Origin of the sequence: Martinezella tropici (genome assembly GCF_003287875.1) — a bacterium.
Taxonomy (GTDB): Bacteria; Pseudomonadota; Alphaproteobacteria; order Rhizobiales; family Rhizobiaceae; genus Rhizobium; species Rhizobium tropici_C.
This window is the reverse complement of sequence record NZ_QMKK01000050.1, coordinates 13,195-27,952: the sequence shown is the minus strand read 5'-3', so window position 1 is coordinate 27,952 and position 14,758 is coordinate 13,195. Positions and strand designations below refer to the sequence as shown.

Here is a 14,758-nt window from a genome sequence, read left to right as displayed (position 1 = left end):
TTGGCTACCTCGATGCTATTGCTGAACAGCGAGGTCAACTTTAAACAGGCATCCTTATATCGTCGCCCCGGAGCATGACATGCCGATCCTCACCCGTCGCAATCTCCTGAAAGCTTCAGCCGTTGCCGGAGCCTATGGCGTTGGTCTCGGCATCGCCGGAAAGCTTATGGGCAAGGCGGCCGCAGCCGAGCCGCTCACGCTGAAGACAGCCAGGATCGAAGCCAATCTCACCGATGGCGGCAAGACCAAGAACGTGTTGACCTATGGCGATGCCGGCATGCCGCCGATCGTGCGCATGAAGAAAGGCGAACCCTTCGCCGCGCGGCTCATCAACGGCATAGACGATCCGACGACCATTCACTGGCATGGCATCCGGCTTCCCAACAATATGGACGGCGTGCCGTTCCTCACCCAGCCTTATATTTATACCGGCGATCATTTCGACTACACCTTTACGCCGCCGGATGCCGGCACATTCTGGTATCACCCGCATTGCAATACGCTGGAACAGATGGGCCACGGCATGACCGGCGTCATCGTCGTCGAAAACCCCAAGGATCCCGCCTTCGATTCGGAAGTGGTGCTCAATCTGCGCGACTGGCGCCTGGGGGGAGACGGCCAGTTCATCGCCCAGTTTCGGCCGCGTGATGCGGCCAAATCCGGCACCTATGGAACGGTCCGGACCGCGAACTGGCAGCAGCAGCCGCAATATGATGCCCCTTCCGGCGGGCTTGTGCGCCTGCGCATTGCGATCACTGACGTCACACGTATCTATTCCTTCCGCATGGACGGCGCGGAGGCGACCGTGATCGCGATCGACGGTAATCCCGTGCCGCAGCGCTTTCCGCTCGATCTTCTGCAGCTCGGACCGGGGCAGCGGCTGGAGCTCGCCGTGCGCATGCCCGACAGCGAAGGTGCGGTCGTCAGGCTCGAGGATATCAAGGGCACCGATCCCAAGGTGCTGGCAACGCTGCGGGCAGTCGGCAGCTCTCTGAAGCGCGATCTCCGCGATCTGGCGCCGCTGGAAGACAATCCCGTGCAGAAGGCCGATCTTGGCGCGGCAACACATATCCCGCTCATTCTCAGCGCCACGGCGGAAAACACCGCCGACAACAGCATCTGCGGTTCGCTCGGCTACAGCTTCTGGGCCATCAACAAGGTGCCGTGGCCGGGCGATACCCCGGACCCCACAGCGCCGCTTGCCGAACTCAAGCTCGGCAAGAGCTATGTCATCGACATGGAAAACGTCACTCCGCACAGCCATCCGATCCATCTGCACGGAATGAGCTTCACGGTTCTGTCCTCCTCGACACGGCAGGTACAGCCATTCGTGTCGGACACCTATCTGATCCAGCCGGATGAAAAGGTTCAGCTCGCCTTCGTTGCCGACAATCCCGGCGATTGGCTGCTGCATTGCCATATCATCGAGCATCAGAAGACGGGCATGACCAGTTACGTGCGTGTGGCATAAGCAGCGGCAAACAGCGCTGGCCCCAGCGGTTTCCACCGAAGCGCCATCCGCTTCCATTAATTTCCGTCAAAAGCGAAATGCGGCAAAGGCTTTGCCCGCGAAAGTATTGACATATCCGGCTGAAAGGAGAAGGAAGTTAAGGAAGTATTTTACCATTGAATGTGTTGATATGATCGAAACTACCGCCCAATTGGAGGCGGCCTGCCAAGAGCTGGCCAAGTCGGAATTCATTACCATCGATACGGAATTCCTGCGAGAAACGACCTTCTGGCCGGAGCTGTGTTTGATACAGATGGCAAGCCCTACGACCGAAGTGCTGGTGGACCCGCTGGTCAAGGGGCTGGATCTGGCACCCTTCTTCGAACTGATGGCCAACCCATCGGTCTTGAAGGTGTTTCATGCTGCGCGCCAGGATATCGAAATCATTTTCCATCGCGGCAACCTCATTCCGCACCCGATCTTCGATACGCAGGTCGCGGCGATGGTCTGCGGCTTCGGCGATTCGGTTTCCTACGATCAGCTCGTCAGCCGCATCAAGAACGTCCATATCGACAAGTCCTCGCGCTTTACCGACTGGAGCCGGCGCCCGCTCTCGGAAAAGCAGCTCGACTATGCACTCGCCGACGTGACGCATCTGCGCGACGTCTATCTCTCGCTCAAGGAGCAATTGCAGCGCGAAGGGCGCGCCTCCTGGCTGCAGGAGGAGATGGCGATCCTCGAAGCGCGCGAGACCTACGACCTGCATCCGGACGATGCCTGGCAGCGGCTGAAGATGCGGCTGCGCAAGCCGCAGGAACTGGCCGTCCTTAAATTCGTGGCCGCCTGGCGCGAACGCGAGGCCCGCGCCCGCAACGTCCCGCGCGCCCGCGTGCTGAAGGATGACGCGATCTATGAGATTGCGCAGCAGCAGCCGAAGGATACCGAAGCGCTGGCGCGTCTGCGCACCATTCCGAAGGGTTGGGAGCGCTCGGCCGCCGGCACGGCCGTGCTCGAGGCGATCAATGCGGCGCTGGCGTTGCCGAAATCGGAGATGCCGCATCCGCCGCGCCATCAGCAGGCGCCAGAAGGCACGGCTGCCGCTTCCGAATTGCTGAAGGTGTTGCTGAAGCTGATTGCGGAAAAGCATGGCGTCGCGCCGAAAGTAATCGCCAACAGCGACGATCTCGACAAGATCGCCGCCGAGGGCGAGAAGGCCGATGTCGCGGCCCTAACCGGCTGGCGTCGCGATCTTTTCGGCGAGACGGCTTTGCAGCTGATACAGGGGCAAGTGGCCCTGCGCTTCGTCGGCAAGCGGATCGAGACGGTCGCCCTCTAGCCGCGACATTCTCCTTTCCCGGCGCCTTGCGATTGCGTATGATTCGCGCATCGAGATAGCGGCCGCCATCACGATTGCGCCGCAAATCTCGTGGAATGAACGTCTTGTGTAATCGTTATCTTCGATGACGTTCCAGTTCGCCGGCGCAATCCCGCGTCGATGACAGGCGTCGTTTCTCGGCGGAAAAGTGAATGGACATCTTCCATTCGATGCGCAACTGGATCCTGACGTCGCTGTTCGTCGCTTCGACGGGCGTCATCTATGGCAAGCTATTCTTTCCGCAGGCACCGATGTACATCGGCGCGGTCTTCGCACTGTTCTGCGGCATGCCGCTGCTGGTCTTCGAACGCCGCATGATCCTGCCGCGGCTAAACGACTGGATGCATCGGCTGCCGACACCGGCCTTCATCCTTTCGGCCCTCGTCGTCGACTTCCTGCTGATGAGCGCCGGCTATGCCATGGCGGGCAGTATCATGAAGCTGCTCGGGCTGGTCGATGGCTCCTGGAAAGACCTCACGCTGCTGAAGATTGATGTCTATCTCTACGCCGTCGTCGTGACCGCCATCGTCATTTTCATCGGCCGCGTGCGGGAGTTGCTCGGGCGCGACGTCTTCTCCAGCCTGTTGACCGGCCGCTACCGCAATCCGGTGCAGGAGGAGCGTGTCTTCCTCTTCATCGATCTCGTCGGCTCGACGGCTTTTGCCGAAGAACATGGCGACCTGAAAACACAGGCATTCCTCGGTGCTGTATTCGGTGCTATGGCTGAGCCGGTGCGGCGGCACAAGGGCGCGATCGACGACTATATCGGCGATGCCGCCATCATCACTTGGCCGCTTCAACGGGGCGTCAAGAATGCCAATTGCGTGCGCTGCGTCTTTAACATCCTCGACGATATCGAAAAGAACGCCGAGACTTGGCTGAAATCCTACGGCCGGGTGCCGCGTTTGCGAGCCGCTCTGCATGGCGGCAGCGTCGTAACGGCGGAAATCGGCGTCGACCATCACAAGATCGCCTATTTCGGCGACACGGTGAACACGACCGCAAGGCTGGAGTCTCTCTGCAAAACGCTGGAGCGCCAGGTGCTCATTTCCAGCGATCTTGCCAGACGGATGGAGCTTCCCGAAGAGATCGTCAAGGAAGAGCTTGGCGAACATGCCGTTCGCGGCCGCGATCAGCACCTTGGCGTCATCGCCCTTCATAGGCAGAGCCGGGAGGCTCTCAAGGCGATCCGCAGCAGATTGTAGGCGGTGCAAAGCCAGGCTGCATTTCGAGATCGGCGCACGCCTGAGCTTCACATCTCACGGGTTGTCCACAGTCACCAAAACTTCACCTGGGCGTTAAGTCGCCGACATGGCTCGCCTGTTAAGCGGGATTGTTTCGCCACTCCTCGCCAACAAGGTGACATGATGACCCGAATTCTTTCCGCCTCCACGGCACTCTTCATTCTGCTTGCCGCCTCGGCCCAGGCCGACGAGCAGCAATTCAAGGCAAAGCTCGTCGGCCAGGCCATCCTGCCGGCCAACACCATCACTGCCGCCCCCGCCGATACATCTGATTTCCTGAAAACCTCAGGCAAATTCACCACGCCGGACCGCAAGCGCACGGATGCACTTGGCACAGTGCCGGGCAAGGATGGCGCCCGCGTCACCGACCTGAAGCTGCCCTTCGCCGGCCAGCCGATCCAGGGCTTCTCCGGCATCAAGACCATGCCCGACGGCACCTTCTGGACGCTCTCCGACAACGGCTTCGGCTCCAAGCAGAACTCCTCTGACGCGATGCTTTTCCTGCATCAGCTGAAATTCGACTGGGACAACGGCAAGGTCGAGGTCGTCAAGAACCTGTTCCTGTCCGACCCGAACAAGAAGGCCCCCTTCCCGATCGTCATGGAAGGCGCCGACAAGCGGTACCTGACCGGCGCCGACTTCGACATCGAATCGATCCAGCCGGTTGCCGATGGCTTCTGGATCGGCGACGAATTCGGTCCCTACCTGCTGAAATTCGATACGAACGGCCAACTGACCGACGTCTTCGCAACGACGCTCGACGGCAAGCCGGTCATGTCTCCCGACAATCCGCTGATCCAACTACCGGGCAATCCGACGCAGAAGATGCCGGCCTTCAACCTGAAGCGCTCCGGCGGCTTCGAGGGTCTCGCCATGTCGAAGGACGGCTCCAAGCTCTACGGTCTGCTGGAAGGCGCGATCTACAAGGATGACGGCCAGATGGAGAGCGTCGACGGCAAGACGGCTATCCGTGTCATCGAATTCGACGTCGCCTCGAAGAGCTGGACAGGCCGCAGCTGGCTCTATCCTTTCGCGGACAAGGGCGTTTCGATCGGCGATTTCAACATGCTCGACGAAACGACGGCCCTCGTCATCGAACGCGACAACGGCGCCGGCACGAAGGACAAGGCCTGCGCCGATCCCAAGCAGCCGAAGCCGGATTGCTTCGAGGCCCCGGCCGAGCTGAAGCGCGTCTACAAGATCGAGTTCAGCGACGCCAATGTCGGCAGGTCCGTCCGCAAGATCGGCTATATCGACCTGCTGCGCATCGAAGATCCCGATCACAAGCGCCGCCAGGGTGGCGGCGAAGGCTTCTACGACATGCCCTTCGTCACCATCGAGAACGTCGACCGCGTCGATGCCACGCATATCGTCATCGGCAACGACAACAACCTGCCCTTCTCGGCAGGACGCGCCGTCGACAAGGCTGACGACAATGAGTTCAGCCTTCTTGAAGTGGGTGATTTCCTGAACGCGAAATAAGTCGCGGCGAAACGGCCTCTCCCTGTTTTGCGGGGAGAGGCTTCAAAACTCTATTCGAAGCGGAAGGTCAGGCGGCGATTGGTGAGCTTGCCGAGCTGCTGCAGCCGCCCATCCAGCCTCTCGCCGGCAAAATCGTGATACTCGGCTGGAACGACGAATTCGAGATCCACATCCGGGTTTGTCGAACGGCGAAACGACAGATTGCGGACGATGCCGGGCATCGAGGCCGAGAAGAGATAGACGACACGCAGCAGGCCGCCGAGCAGCTTGGCCCGCTCGATGTAGAGCGGGGTTGCGATCGTTGCGAGCGGCTCGGTCGCTCCGTCGTCGTTCAAGCCCTCGAAACGGTAGTAGTTGGCAAGCGCGATGAAAGCGCGGCCGGCATGGGTGATGCCGACAAAGGAGGTGTGGGCGATGATATTCAGCGCCTGCAGGCCGCGATAATCAGGATGGGCTCGCCAGCTGATGTCGGCAAGTAGGCACGCTGCCTGGCGATAACGGCTCTCTTCTTCGGTCTCGGTGATACCGAAAAAGGGCATCATCCGCCCGGTCCAATCGGCAAGCTCGCGGGCATGTTCCGGCGAACGCGCCCGCAGGATGGCAAGCTCGCCTGCTGCGGTGAGCAGCGGATCGCTGTTGCGCTCCGCCTCCGTCAGTAGCGAGTAGAGATACCCCTCGCGGACGCCCTGTGCGGAAAAGGAGATAACGGATGGCTTCATGGCCGTCAGCACTTCGCGCATCGCGACCGCGCCGAAGGGCAGCAGCGAACGGCGATGCTTGGAAACCGCCTGCAGAGCCGGGTCCTTCGAATCCTTCGATTCGACGATCTGATCCAGGAAGCGGATCATTTCATCGAGCTGCACTTCATAGCCCTGCATCATGTGCAGCGGATATTTGCGGATTTCCATGTGCAGCTTGGCTACGCTTCGCCATGTGCCGCCGACTGCATAGAAAGTGCGGCCCTCGCCCTTGCTCAACAGCTTCGCCGTCTTGACATGCTTGCGCGCGAAGCTGCGCGCCTTTTCGATCGAGCCGCCGGAATATTCAGAGAGGCGCAGGCCGCCGAGCGGCAGCGTGATGCCCTTGCCGATCTCCCGGTCCTTGATGTCGATCAGCTCCAGCGAGCCGCCGCCGAGGTCGCCGGCAATGCCATCGGGGTGGTAAAAACCGCTGATAATGCCGAGTGCGGAGAAGCGTGCTTCTTCTTCGCCCGAAAGTACCCGCACCTTGCGCTGAAGAATGGCTTCGGCCTGGTGAATGAACTGCGGACCGTTGCTGGCCTCACGCGCTGCGGCTGTCGCCAGCACATAGATGGTGGATGCGCGTGCCTGATCGGAGAGCGCCTTGAAGCGATGCAGCGCGGCCAGTGCCCGCGCCACGCTTTCCTCATCCATCTTGCCGGTCAGCGCTATGCCCTTGCCGAGGCCGCATAGCACTTTCTCGTTGAAAAGGATGGTCGGAGACCGCGAATGGCCTTCATAGACGACAAGACGGACCGAGTTCGACCCGATATCGACAACGGAGACAGGGGCAATACCCGGAAGGCGCCCCTGGGCTTCAGACTCAACCATGAAGGTCCATTTTATTTGTTGCGGCCCGACAGCAGTCCAGCGATGAGTTTCGGTGCACTGGATTTCAAGGCTTCACCACGACCCGACAGGCTGGGGTTGGTCATGAAATACTGCTGCGCATTAAATGGCTCTTTTCCCTGGCGCACTTCCATGCGCCGTGAAGTCCCGTCCGGCAATATCTCGTAGCTCTGCTGATTGTCAATGATATTGCCCAGCATGATCTGCGAAAGCACCTGTTCATGCACGGTCTTGTTGGTGAGCGGCACGAGGGTTTCGACGCGGCGGTCGAGGTTTCTCGGCATCATGTCGGCCGAGCCGATATAGACCAGCGCCTTGTCCGACGGCAGGCCATGACCATCGCCGAAGCAGAAGATGCGGCTGTGCTCCAGGAAGCGACCGACGATGGACTTGACCCGAATCCTTTCGGAAAGGCCGGGAATCTGCGGACGCAGGCAGCAAATCCCACGCACGACAAGCTCGATATCGACGCCGGCGTTGCTGGCGCGATACAGAGCGTCGATGATATCGGGATCGACGAGCGAATTCATCTTCATCCAGATCGCCGCCGGACGGCCGTTCCTGGCGTGCTCGATCTCGCCGTCGATATGCTGGAGGATGCGCGGACGCAGCGTATAGGGCGAGACCGCAATCTTCATGCCCTCCTCCGGCTCACCGTAACCGGTGATGAAGTTGAAGATATTCGCCATATCATGAGCGATCGTGGGATCGCAGGTGAAGTAGGAAAGATCGGTATAGATCTTGGCAGTGACCGGATGGTAGTTGCCGGTGCCGAGATGGCAGTAGGTGCGCAGCTTGCCATCTTCGCGGCGCACGACCATGGACATCTTCGAATGCGTCTTGAGCTCGATGAAGCCAAAGACGACCTGCACGCCGGCGCGCTCCAGATCGCGCGCCCAGCGGATGTTGGCTTCTTCGTCGAAGCGGGCCTTCAGTTCCACCAGCGCCGTAACCGATTTGCCGAGATCGGCGGCATCGATCAGCGCGCGGACGATGGGGCTATCGTTCGACGTGCGGTAAAGCGTCTGCTTTATCGCCAGAACGTCAGGATCCCTAGCAGCCTGGAGAAGAAACTGGACCACCACGTCGAAGGACTCGTAGGGGTGGTGGACGACCATGTCCTTTTCGCGGATCGCAGCGAAGCAGTCGCCGGCATGTTCGCGGACGCGCTCAGGAAATCGCGCATTATAGGGCTCGAAACGCAGATCGTCGCGCGGCGCCTTGCAGATTTCCGACAGCGTGTTGAGCGCGAGAAGGCCGGGCAGAACCGCGATGCGGTTTCCCGGAACGTTCAGCGACTCCACCACGAACTGGCGAAGCTCGAGCGGCATTTCGGAGTCCGTCTCGATGCGGATCACCGAGCCGCGGCGCCGCCGCTTCAGCGCGGTTTCGAAGAAGCGCACCAGATCCTCGGCCTCTTCCTCGACTTCGATATCGCTGTCTCGGATGATGCGGAAGGTACCCGAGCCCTGCACCTCGTAGCCGGGATAGAGCCGGTGGATGAAGATGTTCACCACATCTTCGAGCGTGATGTAGCGGATGACGTTGCTGGCATCTGGCAGGCGCACGAAGCGGTCCAGCGCCGGCGGCAGGCGCAGCAGCGCGGTCATCGGCTCGCGACCGTTCATGCTTTTCAGCTGCAGCGCGATCGAGAAGCCGAGGTTCGGAATGAACGGGAAAGGATGAGCTGGGTCGATGGAGAGCGGCGTCAGGACCGGGAAGATCGCCTGTTCGAATTCGGTATGGAGCCACTGGCGGTCGGCATCGGAAAGGGCAGCCGGGCGGACGATCAGAATATCTTCCTTGGCGAGATATTGCTGCAGGACGGCCAGCGAGGCCTGCTGCTCCATCTGCAGATTGTCGATCTCGCGCAGGATGTCGTCGAGCTGCTCGGCGGGCGTCTTGCCGTCTGGGGTGCGCACGAGGATCTTCTGGCGCACCTGGCCTTCGAGGCCGGCGACGCGTACCATGAAGAATTCATCGAGGTTGGCGGCGGAAATCGAGAGAAAGCGGACACGTTCCAGCAGCGGATGAGCGGTGTTCAGCGTCTCTTCAAGGACGCGGCGGTTGAACTGCAGCCAGGAGAATTCGCGGTTGATGAAGCGCTCCGGGCTGGTCATCAATTCGCTGACCGAAGGTGCGGCCTCTGGATTTTCCTGGTTGGCGTCCTGATGTTCCGTGAGTGCCGAGTCCATGTTCCACCTACCCTCTTTCCAATCCTGTGCCACGTATATCAGTTTGACGACGGAACTGTGACAGTCGGTGTCAGCTCAATCCGGCTGACCGGAATTGCCCAGTTCATTCAAGACCTCAGCGGCCAACTGGCGCGTGATCCTTGTGCCCCGCCCAAGTGCCAGCCGGTCCAGCCTGTCGACGATCATCTGCGCTGCGTTGAGTGAGCGCTCCATGCGGTTGACGATATAAAGGACGAGTTTGTCATCGATATAAAGCTGGCGGTCGGCAAAGAGCTTGACGATCACCTGTGACAGCAATTCCTCGTCCGGCTCGCCGATCTCGACCACCGTCGCCGCCTTCAGGCGGGAGCGCAGGTCGGGCAGCGTCACCGGCCATGACATCGGCCAGAGCCGGCTCGTCATCAGGAGACTGGTACCGTTTTCGCGGACGCTGTTGATGACATGAAAGAGCTCGGTATCGTCAAAACCGAGGCGATCCACGTCTTCGAAGATGACGGGGTCATTCGCCGCTGCGACGGCGGCGTCGGAGCCGGCCACCGGATGAATGTGGACTGCCCCGCACCGTTCGGCCCAGATGCTGGCAAGATGCGATTTGCCGGAGCCGACGGGACCGGCCAGAATGACGACCGGCGACGGCCAGTGCGGCCAGGAATCGACGATCTTCACCGCCGCGCTCAAGGGATCGGCGACGAGCAGGTCGTCGCGCCCGTTGGCGGGATCGTGCGTAAAGGCCAAGGCCAGCTGTTCGGCGGCCTTGCGCCTGAGATCAGCGTTCTTTGCGTCGGTCATGTCTAGCTATTCTCGGTCTTGCCGGCCTTGGCTCTGCGCGCCTTGCCCGCTTCCGAGCGTCCGTAATAGAGATCGCTCTGAAGGTACCGCGAAAGGGCGAAGCGGACAAGAACGCCGCATGCGGCAGCCGCCGGAACCGCGATCAACAGGCCGACGAAACCGAAAAGAGCGCCAAAGGCAAAAAGGGCGAACATCAGCCAGACCGGATGCAGGCCGACGCTTTCGCCGACGAGCTTCGGCTGCAATATGTTGCCTTCGAGGAATTGGCCGGTGAAGAAGACGGCGAGCGTCAGACCGACCCAAAGATAATCGGGCCAGAATTGAACGAGCGCAACCCCGACGGCCAGAACAAGGCCAACCAGCGAGCCGACATAGGGGATGAAGCTGATCATGCCGGCGAAGAGGCCAATCAGCAGGCCGAAGTTCAAGCCGACCAGCGACAGGCCGACACCATAATATACGCCGAGGATGATGCAGAGCGACCCCTGCCCCCGGATGAAGCCGGCGATCGCCTGATCGATATCGCGAGCGATCTGGCGGACGGTGGCGACGTGATCGCGCGGTGTCCAGTCGTCCACCTTGGCGATCATACGATCCCAATCGAGCAGAATGTAGAAGGCGACAACAGGTGTAACGACCATCAGCGAGATGATGTTGACCAGCGCCTTGCCGGAGCTCCAGATCTGCGCAAACAGCCCGCCGATGAAGCTAAGCCCGTCGGACATGATGCTGGAGAAATTGTCCTTGATGGCTCCGAGCTGGTTGCGGATCCAGTCCGGCAGCACCATCGTCTGCGCTTTGGCGATCAGCTGCTGCACCTGCTGCACATAGGACGGTATGTGCTGGATGAAGTCGTTGAACTGGTTGATGATGATCGGAATGAAGATCGTGAGCGCCAGTGCGAAGATCAGCACGAAGGAGACGAGGATCACCACCGTCGCCATCAGGCGGCTGAGGCCGATCCGCTCCAGCCGGTCGGCGACCGGATCGAGGAAATAGGCAACCGCCATGCCAGCGATAAACGGCAGCAGGATCGTGCTGAAGATGTAGATGAAAGCGATAAAGACGACGAGCACGATCACCCAGAACGTGACTTGGCGCTTGAGGCTCGCCCCGCTGACCTTTTGCTCCATCGTCTTCCCCGTTGTCTCGCGCCCGTTTGCCGTGTGCTTAGGACATAGGATGACGCCGCAATTATGGTCAAGTCTGCGGCCGGAAATCTGCCTTGGGCGATGGGAAGCGGGGAAAATCGCAGGGTTTGCGGCGCTTGCGCCTTGCATAAAGGGCCCTATCATGCAATGGCGAGCCGATCAAAGCCCTGTCATAATGGACGGGCGGCCATCGGAGGCGGAAGCATGAGCCAGTCTGGAAAAAACGGTCTGACCTATAGCGACGCGGGCGTCGATATCGACGCCGGCAACCTGCTGGTCGAAAAGATCAAGCCCGCCGTCCGTTCGACGCGCCGGCCGGGTGCGGACGGCGAAATCGGCGGCTTCGGCGGCCTGTTCGACCTCAAGGCTGCGGGCTTCACCGATCCGGTGCTGGTCGCCGCCAATGACGGCGTCGGCACCAAGCTGAAGATCGCAATCGACGCCAATTATCATGATACCGTCGGGATCGACCTCGTGGCCATGTGCGTGAACGATCTGGTCGTCCAGGGCGCCGAGCCGCTCTTCTTCCTCGATTACTTCGCCACCGGCAAGCTCGACCCGGACCAGGGTGCGGCGATCGTCGGCGGCATTGCTGCCGGCTGCCGCGATGCAGGCTGTGCGCTGATCGGCGGCGAGACGGCGGAAATGCCGGGCATGTATTCCCACGGCGATTACGATCTGGCGGGCTTTGCCGTCGGCGCCGCCGAACGCGGCCAACTGCTACCTTCGGGCGATATTGCCGAGGGCGACATCATTCTCGGCCTCGCCTCGTCAGGCGTTCATTCCAACGGCTTCTCGCTGGTGCGCAAGATCGTCGAGCTTTCCGGCCTCGGCTGGGATGCGCCGGCGCCATTCGCCGAAGGCAAGGCGCTGGGGGAAGCGCTGCTGACGCCGACGCGCATCTATGTGAAGCCTCTGCTGAAAGCCATCCGCGAAACCCATGCCCTCAAGGCGCTTGCCCACATCACCGGCGGCGGCTTTCCGGAGAACATTCCGCGCGTGCTGCCGAAGCATCTGGCTGCCGAAATCGATCTTGCTGCGGTTAAGGTGCCGCCGGTGTTCTCCTGGCTGGCCAAGACGGGTGGCGTCGAAGCGAAGGAAATGCTGCGCACCTTCAACTGCGGCATCGGCATGATCGTGGTCGTCGCTCAGGAAAATGTCGATGCCGTGAAGGCCGTGCTTGAGGCTGAAGGCGAAGCCGTCGTTACGCTCGGCCGCATGGTCGCGCGCGAAGAAGGCGCTCCCGGCACCGTCTATAAGGGCACGCTCGCTCTATGACCACGCCGCGTAAACGCGTCGTCGTCTTCATTTCGGGCGGCGGCTCCAACATGCTGGCTCTTCTGAAGGCCACGAAGGCAGCGGACTACCCGGCCGAGATCGTTGGCGTCATTTCCGACAAGGCGGATGCCGGCGGGCTGGCAAGGGCTGCGGCTGAAGGCGTTGCAACATTCGCTTTCGTGCGCAAGGAGTTTGCCGGCAAGGAAGCCCATGAAGAGGCGATCCTTTCGCAGCTTGACGCCCTCTCGCCCGATATCATCTGCCTTGCCGGCTATATGCGGCTGCTTTCCGGCCGCTTCATCCAGGCTTACAAGGGCCGGATTATCAACATCCATCCCTCTCTGCTGCCGCTTTTCCCCGGCCTGCATACGCATCAGCGCGCCATCGAGGCCGGCATGCGCATTGCCGGCTGCACCGTGCATTTCGTCACCGAAGGCATGGATGAGGGCCCGGTCATCGGCCAGGCGGCCGTGCCCGTGCTCAGCGACGATACCGCCGATAGTCTCGCCGCCCGCGTGCTGACGGTCGAGCATCAGCTTTATCCGCAATCGCTGCGGCTGCTGGCGGAAGGCAAGGTCAGGATGGAAGACGGCAAGGCCGTGAGCCTTGGCAAAAACCCTGCTGTCGATGGACGGCAGATTTTGTCACTGCTTGGGGACGCAGGTTAAATAGGGAATTCTGTGGCTAAACGCCCCTTCATCCGCCCTTCGGGCACCTCCTCCCCAGGGGGAGAAGGGAGAAGCGCTTCAGGTGCTCCCATTTCAGCAAAGTCATCGCGTTTGGGGTTATGCGACTTCCTTTGAAGCGGAAGTCTAGTCTTCCCAGCAAAGTGCTTTTGCCGGGATCGGCGTTTATAGCGACCGGATGAGGGGGAGCCAGATGTCTCACCCTCACAATCCTCCTCAAGCCGCAATCGCCATCAACGGGTGCAGCGTGCCGTCGCTATAGACGATGCGGCCGCCGCGGAAGGTGGCGCGGATGCGGTGAACCGAGCCGGGCTCGACGGCCACCAGATCGGCAAGCTGGCCGACGGCGATTTCGCCGCGATCCGTCAGACCGGCCGAACGGGCAGCATTGGAGGTTGCCGTTGCAACGGCCGCCGGCAGACCGCCAGCAACAATGTCGGCGATCTTGAAGATCGCCGGCACGAAGGCCGCCGGGTGATAATCGGCCGCGATGATGCCGAGCAGGCCCGAGCGCGCCGCATCGAGGGCGCTGAGATTGCCGGACATCGACTGGCCGCGAAGCGCGTTCGGCGCTCCCATCAGGGTCCAGAGACCGCGGCGGCGGGCTTCCTCCGCAGCCGGTCCCGTCACCGGAAATTCGCTGATCGTCACGCCGAGATCGTGCATCGCCGCCACCTTCTCGGCACTGTCGTCATCATGCGAGGCCAGCGACAGCTTGTGCTTCAGCGCGAGTTCGACCACCTCATGGAGCTTGCGCTCGATCTCAGGATCCTCGCGCTGCGCGATGCGCTGTGCGACCACTTCCTCGGCGGCCTCCCGCGACATGGAGCGGCGCTCTGACATGCTGCGGATGTAGCTTTCGATGTCGTTATACTGCCCCTGCCCCGGTGTATGGTCGGTGAGCGAAACCATATCGACGGAGCCTTCTTCCAGAAGCCGCTCCAAGGTCGGCGCAGCGCCGAGATTGGTGATTTCGTAGCGTGCATGGACACGGTGGTCGATCAGGAGTTCGTCGCGCAGGCTGCCGATGCCGCGGATCACTGCCGAGGTGGTTTCGAGCGAACGGACGTGGCCGTAGACGCTTTCGGTCGCAAAGGAGAGCGCGGCGAAGGCGGTGGTGACACCGGCCGCCGCCAGCTTCTTGTCCAGTTCATGAATGCCGAAATCGATCGGCATCATCGCATTCGGACGCGGTGCGATCTCGCGCTCCACCATGTCACAGTGCAGATCGACGAAGCCCGGCATCAGCAAGCGGCCGCCGCCGTCGAAGGTCGGACTTTCCACCGGCTCCGAGCGGATTTCGGCAATCACGCCGTCCTCGATGCGCACCGCACCCTTCTCGACGACTTCATTGGGAAGAACGAGCGTGAAATTGCTGAGCCACATCGGCTTTCTCCTGAAACAGCGTCAATGAAGGAGGCTCGGAAACATTCGAATGTTTCCGGCCAGCACGCCCCGGTAAGCTTGATTCGTGACATTGTGATGAATGAGGGCCGAGCTTCCACAAAGCTTCCCCAAG

The 14,758-nt window shown here is 61.0% G+C and carries 11 protein-coding genes; 6 read left to right on the top strand and 5 right to left on the bottom strand.

Annotated elements, in window-relative coordinates; genetic code table 11:
- Positions 1 to 79: 79 nt before the first annotated feature.
- The 4 genes from DQ393_RS23545 (at position 80) to DQ393_RS23530 (ending at position 5,551) form a co-directional block, all read left to right on the top strand.
- The gene (locus DQ393_RS23545; protein WP_112344132.1) at positions 80 to 1,471 is read left to right on the top strand and encodes a multicopper oxidase family protein; all 1,392 of its coding nucleotides are present in this window, start codon (positions 80 to 82) and stop codon (positions 1,469 to 1,471) included.
- A gap of 169 nt (positions 1,472 to 1,640) precedes the next feature.
- Entirely contained in the window at positions 1,641 to 2,786 is a 1,146-nt protein-coding gene (rnd, locus tag DQ393_RS23540; protein ID WP_112344131.1) for a ribonuclease D, read from the top strand.
- A gap of 191 nt (positions 2,787 to 2,977) precedes the next feature.
- Entirely contained in the window at positions 2,978 to 4,030 is a 1,053-nt protein-coding gene (locus DQ393_RS23535) for an adenylate/guanylate cyclase domain-containing protein (protein WP_112344130.1), read from the top strand.
- A gap of 162 nt (positions 4,031 to 4,192) precedes the next feature.
- Positions 4,193 to 5,551, top strand: coding sequence for an esterase-like activity of phytase family protein (locus DQ393_RS23530; RefSeq protein ID WP_112344265.1), 1,359 nt, complete (start codon positions 4,193 to 4,195; stop codon positions 5,549 to 5,551).
- Between the two features lie 50 nt (positions 5,552 to 5,601).
- On the opposite strand, the gene ppx is transcribed toward DQ393_RS23530, so the two are convergent.
- From ppx to DQ393_RS23510, 4 genes are all read right to left on the bottom strand, one after another.
- Positions 5,602 to 7,122: an exopolyphosphatase gene (gene ppx / locus DQ393_RS23525; protein WP_112344129.1), complete on the bottom strand. Its 1,521-nt coding sequence runs from the start codon at positions 7,120 to 7,122 to the stop codon at positions 5,602 to 5,604.
- Between the two features lie 11 nt (positions 7,123 to 7,133).
- Complete coding sequence (locus DQ393_RS23520; RefSeq protein ID WP_112344128.1) at positions 7,134 to 9,335, bottom strand: RNA degradosome polyphosphate kinase; 2,202 nt, start codon at positions 9,333 to 9,335, stop codon at positions 7,134 to 7,136.
- A gap of 75 nt (positions 9,336 to 9,410) precedes the next feature.
- Positions 9,411 to 10,124, bottom strand: a complete 714-nt coding sequence (gene hdaA / locus DQ393_RS23515; protein WP_112344127.1) for a DnaA regulatory inactivator HdaA — start codon at positions 10,122 to 10,124, stop codon at positions 9,411 to 9,413.
- A 2-nt stretch (positions 10,125 to 10,126) separates the two neighbouring features.
- On the bottom strand, positions 10,127 to 11,257 hold the full coding sequence (locus DQ393_RS23510; protein ID WP_112344126.1) for an AI-2E family transporter: 1,131 nt from the start codon (positions 11,255 to 11,257) through the stop codon (positions 10,127 to 10,129).
- Between the two features lie 222 nt (positions 11,258 to 11,479).
- Here DQ393_RS23510 and purM point away from each other — a divergent pair, with 222 nt between their 5' ends.
- Positions 11,480 to 12,553 (top strand): phosphoribosylformylglycinamidine cyclo-ligase, encoded by a 1,074-nt coding sequence (gene purM / locus DQ393_RS23505; RefSeq protein ID WP_112344125.1) that lies wholly within the window; start codon positions 11,480 to 11,482, stop codon positions 12,551 to 12,553.
- On the top strand, positions 12,550 to 13,221 hold the full coding sequence (purN, locus tag DQ393_RS23500; protein ID WP_112344124.1) for a phosphoribosylglycinamide formyltransferase: 672 nt from the start codon (positions 12,550 to 12,552) through the stop codon (positions 13,219 to 13,221). Before purM ends, purN begins: the two co-directional genes overlap by 4 nt.
- Positions 13,222 to 13,455: 234 nt before the next feature.
- On the opposite strand, the gene DQ393_RS23495 is transcribed toward purN, so the two are convergent.
- On the bottom strand, positions 13,456 to 14,625 hold the full coding sequence (locus tag DQ393_RS23495) for an alpha-D-ribose 1-methylphosphonate 5-triphosphate diphosphatase (RefSeq protein WP_112344123.1): 1,170 nt from the start codon (positions 14,623 to 14,625) through the stop codon (positions 13,456 to 13,458).
- Between the last annotated feature and the right edge of the window lie 133 nt (positions 14,626 to 14,758).

Coding starts and splice junctions, on each gene's coding strand:
- purM (WP_112344125.1), top strand. CDS start 11,480: ATGAGCCAGTCTGGAAAAAACGGTCTGACCTATAGCGACGCGGGCGTC.
- ppx (WP_112344129.1), bottom strand. CDS start 7,122: ATGGTTGAGTCTGAAGCCCAGGGGCGCCTTCCGGGTATTGCCCCTGTC.
- DQ393_RS23535 (WP_112344130.1), top strand. CDS start 2,978: ATGGACATCTTCCATTCGATGCGCAACTGGATCCTGACGTCGCTGTTC.
- DQ393_RS23520 (WP_112344128.1), bottom strand. CDS start 9,335: ATGGACTCGGCACTCACGGAACATCAGGACGCCAACCAGGAAAATCCA.
- DQ393_RS23530 (WP_112344265.1), top strand. CDS start 4,193: ATGACCCGAATTCTTTCCGCCTCCACGGCACTCTTCATTCTGCTTGCC.
- hdaA (WP_112344127.1), bottom strand. CDS start 10,124: ATGACCGACGCAAAGAACGCTGATCTCAGGCGCAAGGCCGCCGAACAG.
- purN (WP_112344124.1), top strand. CDS start 12,550: ATGACCACGCCGCGTAAACGCGTCGTCGTCTTCATTTCGGGCGGCGGC.
- DQ393_RS23510 (WP_112344126.1), bottom strand. CDS start 11,257: ATGGAGCAAAAGGTCAGCGGGGCGAGCCTCAAGCGCCAAGTCACGTTC.
- DQ393_RS23545 (WP_112344132.1), top strand. CDS start 80: ATGCCGATCCTCACCCGTCGCAATCTCCTGAAAGCTTCAGCCGTTGCC.
- DQ393_RS23495 (WP_112344123.1), bottom strand. CDS start 14,625: ATGTGGCTCAGCAATTTCACGCTCGTTCTTCCCAATGAAGTCGTCGAG.
- rnd (WP_112344131.1), top strand. CDS start 1,641: ATGATCGAAACTACCGCCCAATTGGAGGCGGCCTGCCAAGAGCTGGCC.